Raw genomic sequence first — 1,777 nt, 5'->3', positions numbered from 1 at the left:
CACCGCAGGCCTCGAATGCTCGCTCGATGAGGATCTGGCGGGCCAGCCGGGCAAGGGCCTGATGTACGCGATGGGTCCGGGCGATAACACGGACGGCCTGCAGGTGACCGAGCCCGCCGTCGACGGTCACGACGTGATGCTGACCATCGACGCCGACCTCCAGATCATCGCCGAGCAGGAACTCGCCGCGGCCGTGGACACCTGCCACGCGGTCGGCGGCGCCGTGCTGATCGTCGACCCGCGCACCGGCGACATCCTCGCCGCTGCCGACACGCCCGTGCTGCGGGAGCGCAGCGACGCGAAAGGGCCTTCGGCCTGGGACAACTTCGTCTTCACGGGGGCCTACGAACCGGGGTCGGTCTTCAAGATCTTCACCGCGGCCTCGCTGCTCGACCGTTCCGAGCTCGACACCGCCGCCGTCTACGACTGCGACAACATCCAGTTCGACCGCTACAAGATCCACAACTCCGAAGGGCACGACTTCGGGCGCATGTCGTTCCTGAACGCGTTCGTCCACTCCAGCAACGTCTACTTCGCGCGCACCGTGCTGGCGCTGGACCGCGAGCAGTACTTCGACGACCTCACCAACCTGGGCTTCGGCGTCCGCGACGAGGTGCCCTATCCCGGCCGCACGCGCGGCGCGCTGCAGGAGCCGGGCCGCTGGTCGCGGCGCACGCAGTCGACGGTCGCCATCGGCCAGGAGCTGCTCGCCACGCCCATCCAGTTGGCGATGGCGGCCGCCGCGGTGGCCAACGGCGGGATGCTGATGGCGCCGCGCCTGGTCGTCGAGATCCGCGAGAAGGACGGGTCGATCGTCAAGCGCACCCGGCCCGAAGCCCTGCACCGCGCGGTGTCGGCCGAAGTGGCGGCCCTGCTGCGCGACGCGCTGGGCGAGGTCGTGCGGCGAGGTACCGGGCGGGCCGCCGGCCTGGAGTGGATCGAGTGCGGCGGCAAGACCGGCACGGCCCAGAAGGCCCTGCCGGGCGAGGGCTACGTGCCCGGCAAGTACATGTCGACGTTCCTGGGGATGGTGCCCGCCGCAGAGCCGCGCCTGGTGATCCTGACGATGTTGGACGAGCCCGACTACGCTCACCACTACGCCTCGCAGAGCGCGGCCCCGCTGTTCGGACGGATCGTCCAGGAGGTCGGGCGCAGCACGGACTGGCTCGTGGGCGCCGAAACCGCGGCGCACGTCCGGCTGCCCCGCCGCGACCGCAGCGGCGCGAAGCCCGTGCCGGACCTGCTCTACCTGTCCGCCGCCGCGGCGCGCGAGGCCGTTGCCGGGGCCGGACTGCACCTGGCCGGCGCCGTGGGCGAGGGCGTGGTCGTGGCCCAGGTGCCCGGTGCGGGCACGGGTTGCCTGCCCGGCGAGACCGTCACCATCACCCTGGCCCCGCTGCGCGTCGCGACCGGCGCCGACTCTCGGCTGTGCCCCGACCTGCTCGGCTGGTCCAACCGCGACGTGCGCCGCGAGGCGGCCCGCCTCGGCGTGCCGCTGCGCTGCGAGGGGACCGGGTACGTCGCCGAGCAGACGCCGTCGCCCGGACTGCCCATCGGCGCCGAGGGGATCGCGGTGAGGATGGTGGAGCGATGGTGACGCTGGCCCAGCTCCTGGCGGTCTTCCCGCAGCTCGCGGCCGACGCGGCGCTCCCGGCCGCGCCCATTTCCGTGGACGCGGTCGCGGTCGATTCGCGCCGCTGCGCGCCCGGCGTGCTGTTCGTCGCCGTGCGCGGCGCGGCGGCCGACGGCCACGCCCACCTCGCCGCCGCCGCCGCCG

General features: G+C 73.4%; 2 protein-coding genes. Both read left to right on the top strand.

Annotated features, from left to right (window positions below):
- A partial coding sequence (locus tag Q7W29_08260; GenBank protein ID MDO9171810.1) for a penicillin-binding transpeptidase domain-containing protein occupies positions 1–1,597 on the top strand: 1,597 nt, incomplete at its 5' end.
- The coding region (locus Q7W29_08255) for a hypothetical protein (GenBank protein ID MDO9171809.1) at positions 1,591–1,777 on the top strand (187 nt) is incomplete at its 3' end. The genes Q7W29_08260 and Q7W29_08255, both read left to right, overlap by 7 nt.

It is taken from the genome of bacterium, from assembly GCA_030654305.1.
Classification (GTDB): Bacteria; Krumholzibacteriota; Krumholzibacteriia; order LZORAL124-64-63; family LZORAL124-64-63; genus PNOJ01.
This window is presented reverse-complemented; position numbering and strand designations above follow the sequence as displayed.